The sequence below is a fragment of the uncultured Candidatus Kuenenia sp. genome (assembly GCF_900696675.1).
In the GTDB taxonomy this organism is placed as follows: Bacteria; Planctomycetota; Brocadiia; order Brocadiales; family Brocadiaceae; genus Kuenenia; species Kuenenia stuttgartiensis_A.
Genome location: NZ_CAADGZ010000145.1, coordinates 1 through 7,801 on the forward strand (window position 1 = coordinate 1; position 7,801 = coordinate 7,801).

Sequence of the window (7,801 nt, forward strand, 5' to 3'; positions counted from 1 at the left end):
CTTCATCGAAATGGTGAATCTCCTTTCAGGTGTTTTTTGTTATCAATATACCGCCGAATACCTTGGAAATCCTACCATTTCAATCCTATTCCTGCAACAAGGCTTTGCCTTGTTTGCAGGATTTAGGTGTCATCTTCTTTCCATTCCACGGACATAGGCTTTCTGATAAATGCCACAATCATATTTATTTCTTCATCGTTCAGGTAGTCGAAAGAAGGCATTTGTGTTGCTGGAAGCCCATTCTTAATAATGTCTGCAAGGTCTTTATCAGAAAGATTTTTTAAAAGTGCAGGCAGAAGCGCAGAGGCAGTTGTTCCCATCCTTTGAGGATGATGACACGATGAGCAATATGCCTGATAAAGCAGTTCATCTTTAGTAGAAGCATTCAGGACGGGCACTGTAATAAAGCTTGTGCAGATAACAATAAACAGTATGCCTCCTGCCGTTACGAATAAGCTTTTACCGTGTACAGGCATTATTTACCAAACCTCTCGCGCACAAAGATTATCGCTTTCCATATATCATCTGCCGAGAGATTATCACCGCTGTCGGGCCCGAAAGAAGGCATCAGGGTACCAGACAAACCCTGCTCTATTAACCAGAATATATATCCATCCTCTTTTTGTGAAAAAAACTCTTTATTAAAAACGGGCAATGCGAATCCTTCCAATATACCACCTACACCATCGCCATTTTCCCCATGACACTTCGCACACTTCCTTGAATAAACAGACCGGCCCCTCTCAAGCGCTACTAATTTACTACTTCCTGCATACGGATTCTTGATAGCAAGGTATTTTTCCGGAATTTTTTTAGCCGTCTGTACATCCTCCGCATGGACAGACATCGGCACTATCAATATAAACGCAATAATCGCTGTTTTGATTGCCATTAAACCCATATTACTACCCTCCTTAACATCTAAATTTTGGATGCCGGAAGGCTTCCCTTCCGGCATCCAGGCCTAAGTTTTAGTAAATATCAAGCCTTGTGTTATAGACATTAAATTTGCCCGTCGGAGTTACAAGTCTTGGATCTGTGATCCTTGCCTTCTCTGTAAGCGTTTCATCGTCAAATACAATAATCTCTCCTTCCCTATCCCAGACAGATATCCATAACTCATCGCCCCCTTTATTATATTCCATATGGACAATCCTGCCCTTGTCTGTAAGTTTCAATACTTTTGGTTCCTTGTCAAGATGCCTGATATCGTAAACCGTAACGCTTCTTTGTGCATCTACATCTTTTGAGAGTGTATGGTCTACCCACAGGTGGTGGCTCTTTGGATGGGTCTTGATAAACAATCCGCCGTCCCCTGCAACCTTGAGCTTTCTTACTACCTTCCATCTGTTTTCAGTCTTGTCATGTCTTGGTTTTGTGCATACAAGGGCCACTGCCGCTTCTCCGAGATGCGGTGTTGCATAAACCCATCCGTATTCGGGGTCCTTAAAGTTTGTCCCCCTTCCGGGGTGAGGTTTAATACCGGTCTCTACAATAGCCTCAAGCTTTTTTGTCTTTGTATCAACAACAACAAGCTTATCCCTCATGTTGGCTGCAACGAGAAAATATCTGTGTGATTTGTCCCATCCGCCGTCATGGAGGAATCTCTCCGATTCAATTGTAGTGACCTTGAGATTTTTTATGTCAGAGTAATCCACAAGCAGGATGAGTCCTGTCTCTTTAACATTTAACACCCATTCAGGGGCAAAATGCGATGCAACGATAGAAGCCACCCTTGGCTCAACATGGTATTCCTGTGTATCATAGGTGTAGCTCCTTGTGCTTACAATCTTCAGCGGCTCAAGCGTAAGACCATCAAGGATAACGTAGCTTGGAGGCCAGTAATTTCCCACCACGGCAAGCTTATCAACAAAGTCCCCCTTTCTGCCTTTATACTTACTGCTCTCAATTGACCTAGCATCAAGCCCGGTCTTAACCTCTGCAATAGTCTGTATAGGGTCCATCCAGAGGTCAACGAGTGTCGCCTTGGCGTCCCTGCCAATCGTATAGAGGTATCTGCCTGATTTTGAATACCTGAGGGTATGCACGGCAAACCCCGAATCCAGAACAGATACTACCTCTTTGGTATCGCCGTCAATTATGGCAATCTTACCGGCGTCCCTCAAAATTACTCCAAAGAAATTCTCCCAGTTTCTATGGTGCACAGGTTTTGTAGGTCTCTTTTCAACCGGCACATAAACTTTCCATGTCGCCCTGATGTCTTTCATGTTAAACTCAGGCGGAACCTCCGGCTCCATTTGGATATACTTCGCAAGGAGCTCAGCATCTTCCATCGTATAAATATTAACACCTGCGCCCCATCCTGGCATACCGCCTTTCGTTCCGTTAAAGATTATATTTTTGAGTCTCTCCGTGCCCATAGGCTTCGTCCTGTCAGGTGTAAGGGCATTACCCGTTGCACCTTTCCTTAGCATACCATGACATCCGCCGCATCTGTTAAAATACTCCCAGTTTGCCTTCTTATATTCTTCTCCTGAAAGCTGCACCTCCGCATTAGGTTTTGCCACCTGACGACCTTCTTCCGAAAGCTCAGCCTCAGCCTTCTGAACAACGTTTGCCTTCTTATATTCTTCTCCTGAAAGCTGTGCCTCCGCATTAGGTTTTGCCACCTGACGACCTTCTTCCGAAAGCTCAGCCTCAACCTTCTGAACAACGTTTGCCTTCTTATATTCTTCTCCTGAAAGCTGCGCCTCCGCATTAGGTTTTGCCACCTGACGACCTTCTTCCGAAAGCTCGGCCTCAGCCTTCTGAACAACGCCAGTACCCATAATCACAAATGAGAAAACGGATATCACAATTACCAACCATAACTTCATACATCCTCCTTTCGTTTACCGAAGTGCTTTGTGCAGGGCTTAAAAGCCTTGCAGATACCTTTATTACAGCCCTTTTTCTTTAATTAAAGGTAATATATGACTGCGATTTGTATTACCAAGGCCGAGAAGTAATCTGTACTATAGTCAAATAAATCTATTTTTCGAAAAACATTACAGGTAGGGGCGAAGCATTTGCCTGCATATAAGAGAGAGACGTAAAATGCTGTACATACGTCAACCCCGCTACGTTGAAGGAATTATGCTGTACGCATGCAAATGCTTCGCCCCCATTTTCCAAAAAGCCAAATTACCGCTAAGGTTCTAAAATCAGATTTGTTTGACTATATATCAGGCGGAGGGAGCAATTGACTATCAGAGAGGAACCATCGGCTTTTGCCCAATTACTGACAACTTATAATATTTTTCATCAGTCCCGGGTTTTCACTTAGCTGGTTATTATTTGTGAAGATCAAAAGTGAAAATCTATCTATATATACAAGTTGTTCAAATCTTCGGTTACGGTAATATCCCGAATTCAATGATGAAAACTTGCATACCATAATGATTAACACATTCTGTTCCTTATTTTCAGAAGTACATATCAATAGTCCTATTTCCCTTATACCACTGATCTTGCGGAATACGCCTTTTACAATATGAATTATAAAACTGTATTTCCTTTTGCAATATGTTATGCACATGTGAAAAGAATTTGAAGCTAACATTCTGGGGACATCATAAAATCATTGACTTATGTTGAAAAATAATTACAATCCCGTCGCTTTTAGGGCGGTTCACCAAGCACCCTTATTCAGGCTATTTTAGCCCCCTACGGAGCTTCTGTATAAAAATTGCCTATGTTGGTTATTTATATTTCGCTACCATTGTATTATTTCAAAATACTAAATATTTATAAATTCCCGCAACTAAACAACACAATCAGAATGGAAGGGATAACCATGAGTATACGCATGGTTGACGATTCTCCGGACGTACATTTTCAACTCAAATTTTTCCTGAATTCCAACGGTTACACCTCAAGAAAAATACGGAGGAGAAGAATTTGTCGCGGTCTTGCCTGATATGGAGTTAGAAGGTGCATGCCAGATAGCGGAAAACATACGTATAAACTACGTATAAACATTGATGCGCCAAAAATTGCCCTTCAGGAGTCGCATGTTTGCGGCCTGGTTACCGTCAGTATGGGGATTGCAACGACGATTTCCGATCCGGACTTAAACTCTGACATTTTGATTGATTATGCGGACAAGGCATATACCAGGCTAAAAATGAAGGACGTAACAGGGTTAAAATTTTTCAGCGCAGCGATACGGAGAAGACTTAGTATCTTATCAGTTACTTCTTTGTACTTTCAGGCAAAATACTTAATGGTGAAATCCGATAATTGTGAAATACGAAACAAATTCTAATGACAAAATGATTCGAAATTCTAAACAAATACATCTTTCGTGTCTAACATTTAGTGATTCATATTGCTGCCTGTCTGTGCGTGATCGCACGCAGACAGGTATGTTTTGGATTTGTTTTGAATTTTAGTAACTATTCAGCGTAAAACATTACACAACTCCCGGCGGGTTCACTCATTAGAAGGCTTTTGTCAAGGACAAAAGCCTTCTAATGAGTGAACCCGCGAATGGTGGGATAAGTGAGAATTCGGCGTAGCCTCCCAATTTATGATATCAGGCGAGGATGACTTCAGCTCAGGCAAAATCGTTGGAGGCGACTTTGACGAAAGCATTGTGAAAGCAAAGGCATATTTGTTGTTTCTTGGCATGAAGTATAGGTTTTAATATGCATGGGAGAAAAGATGCATTATGATGTGATTATTATCGGCGGTGGTTCGGCAGGGTAGACCTGATATTATTATGAAAAGATGTTTGCGTTACAAATGGCAGAGAAGGAACTCAGGGACATGCTGAAAGTTGTTTTAAAGACATTTGATTTAAGGGAATTAATCCACATAATACCAAAAGAAGATTATTTACTTGTCCTTGAAGAGGCAAAATATTTTATGGAAGACTCCGTTATCAGCGAGATTCACGCAATGCCCGGTTTCTTTTCCAAAAATAAGATTGCATCAAGATTAAATAATGGATTTGAGTTTGATCGCTGACTGGAAGTCACGGCTAAAGCCGATGTTTTCGTTATACTGATCTCCGCCATAAATGGCGGAGTTAAAGGATAACCAGCTTTCTTCTATGAACTAAACCCGACTTCCGGTCTGGGATGCGGAACAAAAGTCGCGTGAAGAAATCCAGCCCGGAAATTTAAACGGAGTCAAAGTCCTTATTTTAGATGACAATGACACGAACCGCTTAATTTTGATGGAAATGCTTTCAGGTTGGGGAGCTATTGTATCGGAGGCGTCATGCGGAGAATAAGTGCTGGAGATGCTTAAGGATGCAACTATTGCGGACACACCCTTTTGGGTACTTCTGCCGGACTGCCGCATGCCAGGCATGGATGGGTTTCAGGTTGCGGAAAATATTAAAAACGATCCGAAACTTGATGGAATAACGGTTATGATGCTTAACTCTGACAACAGAAACAGCGATTCTGACAGGGCTAAAAAATTAGGGGTGCATTCCCGATTTTTTGCAAATATTCGCACCTACATGTTGGCTAACAGGTATTGTATCGCAAACATCTTGTTTGATTAACCCTGACAGGGTTTGGAACCCTGTCAGGGTTGTTTCTGTCATTTTCAAGCGGTAAAAGACAGGCTTGAAACCTGTCTCTACGTTACTGTTAACCCCTACTGATTGTTTTTTTGCAAAAAATCTGGAATGCATCCCATCGTATATTGTCAAGCCGGTAAAACGTAGTGAACTTTTAAATACCATCGGTCTTGCCGTGAGAAAAACACAAACTCTCACGAAGGAACCAATAAGAGAAGACTTGCCGAATAATCGTGAAGATATTGATTTATTGAATATCCTTCTCGTTGAAGATTATATTTATAACCGCATTGTCGTTCAGTCATATTTAAAAAACAGCGCCAACATTGATATTGCAGAGAATGGAAAGATCGGTGTAGAAAAATTTAAGTTAAAAAAGTATGATATCTTATTAATGGATTTGCAAATGCCGGTGCAGAACAAAGCGGGAGAAACGTAGTTACAGTAATCCCCGACCTTAAAGAATCTGAATTGGCAATGATTATAGAAGCATGCGCAAAGGAAAGACATTCAGAAAAGATACAAATACAATTAAAAGAATTTTCAAATTACATGGAAACCCTTAAGGTTGTTTATGGAAAAAACTGAGCACAAAACCATTCTGCCGAAACCATGTAATCTCACTAAAAAGATCTATTCCCCGAATAGTTACCAAAAAAGAAACACAATACATTGAATACATCTTTCTCATGAACCGTAAAATAACTTCCCATTAATGGAGATTTAAAAACAACTATGCAAAAAACACTTAAGACATTAGAAGAGTCATGCAATTATTATAAAAACCTTTATAATACTTCTCCCATTGGCTATGTCTCTTTAGATAGCAATGGTCTTATACGGGAAATAAACCAAACCGGGGCAAAGCTGCTGGGAGTAGAACAAAATAAATTAACAAATACTTCTTTTCTTGATTTTGTGACGGCAGAAACTTCTGATATTTTTTTAAATCATCTGAAACAATGCGAACATTCTATTGAACAGGTAATTTCTGAAATAATCATTTCAGCAAAAGGGCACCACCGTACAACCCTCCAATTGATCAGCGTAAAAAACAAAGATGAGAATGGTTGCACCATTTACAGAACCGCTATAGTTAATACTTCGGGAGGTCTACAGCAAAGCATTTCCGGCAGGAACAAACCATTCGTTGACTATGAAAACGCCACAACAGAAGCACTTGCAAAAGAAAACAAGAGGCTTAGAGAGGAATTGTCCGGACATTTAAGGGCAGAAGAAGACCTGCGCAAATTATCACGCGCAATAGAACAAAGTCCATGCACCGTAGTAATCACCAACTCAAAAGGCGTTATTGAGTACGTCAACCCCAAGTTTACTCAGTTGACCGGCTATGCGCCTGAAGAGGTAGTTGGGAAAAACCCGAATATCTTAAAACCAGACAATATTCCGGCAGAGGAATTTGACCACTTATGGAAGACAATTACTTCTGGAAAAGAATGGCAGGGAAAATTTCGTAACAAAAAAAAGAACGGCGATTTGTATTGGGAATATGCATATATATCTCCCGTAAAAAACCAATCAGACCGCATCACTCATTTTATCGCGGTAAAAGAAGACATCACCAAACGCTTAAAAGCTGAGGAAGAATTAAGTAAATTTTCACGCGCCATCGAACAAAGTCCCGTCACCACCATTATAACTAATTCCAGAGGCATCATAGAATACGTTAACCCACGATTCACAGAATCAAGCGGTTACACCGCCAAAGAGGTTATCGGGAAAAACCCCCGCGTTCTCAAGCCGGAAAACATTTCTTCCGAAGAGTTTGCAGAACTGTGGAAAACCCTTCTTTCGGGGAAAGAACTTAATGGAGAATTTTGCTGCAAAAAGAAGAACGGTGAAATGTATTGGGAAAATGTATATCTCTCTCCAATCAGGAACCATGAGGGCAAAATCACCCACTTTATCGTTGTAAAAGAGGATATCACCGAACGTAAACTGATGGAAGAAGAGCGGATCAGGCACATTAAAGAATTGGAAGACCTGATGTCTTTTTCTACAATCATCAACGAAGAAGATGTACAGGAAGAAGCCCTTTTTAAACATCTTGTCTCTGCACTGCAAAAAAACTTTGCTCCGGACATAGCTGCCGCAATCATGCTTGACAAGGAAAAAAAGCCTCATCCGCAGAATCTGTGGGTAAGTATTGGTTCCGGCAAATTACCAAGAGTATGATACAAGGCTGTTTGCAGGCATTCCAGAGATTTATAACCATAAGCCTTTCTCATAGTCAGTTTCGCCTTA

Annotated in this window: 8 protein-coding genes; 5 read left to right on the forward strand and 3 right to left on the reverse strand. The window is 41.0% G+C overall.

Features of this window, described 5'->3' with window-relative positions; translation table 11 throughout:
• Nucleotides 1-122: 122 nt before the first annotated feature.
• The 3 genes from QZT26_RS15140 to QZT26_RS15150 form a co-directional block, all read right to left on the reverse strand.
• Nucleotides 123-476 (reverse strand): cytochrome c, encoded by a 354-nt coding sequence (locus tag QZT26_RS15140; RefSeq protein ID WP_295103342.1) that lies wholly within the window; start codon nt 474-476, stop codon nt 123-125.
• Nucleotides 476-901 carry a c-type cytochrome gene (locus QZT26_RS15145; protein ID WP_157820320.1) on the reverse strand — a complete coding sequence of 142 codons (426 nt, stop codon included), beginning with the start codon at nt 899-901 and terminating at the stop codon, nt 476-478. The genes QZT26_RS15140 and QZT26_RS15145 overlap by 1 nt, the downstream gene beginning before the upstream one ends.
• Before the next feature lie 70 nt (nt 902-971).
• Nucleotides 972-2,837, reverse strand: coding sequence for a nitrite reductase (locus tag QZT26_RS15150; protein WP_197705308.1), 1,866 nt, complete (start codon nt 2,835-2,837; stop codon nt 972-974).
• A gap of 1,100 nt (nt 2,838-3,937) precedes the next feature.
• Between QZT26_RS15150 and QZT26_RS15155 the strand changes: the two genes are divergently transcribed.
• The 5 genes from QZT26_RS15155 to QZT26_RS15175 all read left to right on the forward strand — a co-directional run bounded on the left by QZT26_RS15155 (nt 3,938) and on the right by QZT26_RS15175 (nt 7,732).
• Nucleotides 3,938-4,267: a hypothetical protein gene (locus tag QZT26_RS15155; protein WP_099323872.1), complete on the forward strand. Its 330-nt coding sequence runs from the start codon at nt 3,938-3,940 to the stop codon at nt 4,265-4,267.
• Nucleotides 4,268-4,746: 479 nt separating this feature from the next.
• A complete protein-coding gene (locus tag QZT26_RS15160) occupies nt 4,747-4,971 on the forward strand; it encodes a hypothetical protein (RefSeq protein ID WP_164995173.1) in 225 nt (74 codons plus the stop codon).
• A 277-nt stretch (nt 4,972-5,248) separates the two neighbouring features.
• Nucleotides 5,249-5,518 carry a response regulator gene (locus QZT26_RS15165; RefSeq protein ID WP_099323874.1) on the forward strand — a complete coding sequence of 90 codons (270 nt, stop codon included), beginning with the start codon at nt 5,249-5,251 and terminating at the stop codon, nt 5,516-5,518.
• A gap of 64 nt (nt 5,519-5,582) precedes the next feature.
• Nucleotides 5,583-5,975: a response regulator gene (locus QZT26_RS15170; protein WP_099323875.1), complete on the forward strand. Its 393-nt coding sequence runs from the start codon at nt 5,583-5,585 to the stop codon at nt 5,973-5,975.
• A gap of 296 nt (nt 5,976-6,271) precedes the next feature.
• A complete protein-coding gene (locus tag QZT26_RS15175; protein WP_295103348.1) occupies nt 6,272-7,732 on the forward strand; it encodes a PAS domain S-box protein in 1,461 nt (486 codons plus the stop codon).
• Nucleotides 7,733-7,801: the final 69 nt, after the last annotated feature.

What these genes read in the sequence shown, in the direction of transcription:
- QZT26_RS15140 (WP_295103342.1), bottom strand. Translation starts at nt 476, where the DNA reads ATGCCTGTACACGGTAAAAGCTTATTCGTAACGGCAGGAGGCATACTG.
- QZT26_RS15145 (WP_157820320.1), bottom strand. Translation starts at nt 901, where the DNA reads ATGGGTTTAATGGCAATCAAAACAGCGATTATTGCGTTTATATTGATA.
- QZT26_RS15150 (WP_197705308.1), bottom strand. Translation starts at nt 2,837, where the DNA reads ATGAAGTTATGGTTGGTAATTGTGATATCCGTTTTCTCATTTGTGATT.
- QZT26_RS15155 (WP_099323872.1), top strand. Translation starts at nt 3,938, where the DNA reads ATGCCAGATAGCGGAAAACATACGTATAAACTACGTATAAACATTGAT.
- QZT26_RS15160 (WP_164995173.1), top strand. Translation starts at nt 4,747, where the DNA reads ATGGCAGAGAAGGAACTCAGGGACATGCTGAAAGTTGTTTTAAAGACA.
- QZT26_RS15165 (WP_099323874.1), top strand. Translation starts at nt 5,249, where the DNA reads ATGCTTAAGGATGCAACTATTGCGGACACACCCTTTTGGGTACTTCTG.
- QZT26_RS15175 (WP_295103348.1), top strand. Translation starts at nt 6,272, where the DNA reads ATGCAAAAAACACTTAAGACATTAGAAGAGTCATGCAATTATTATAAA.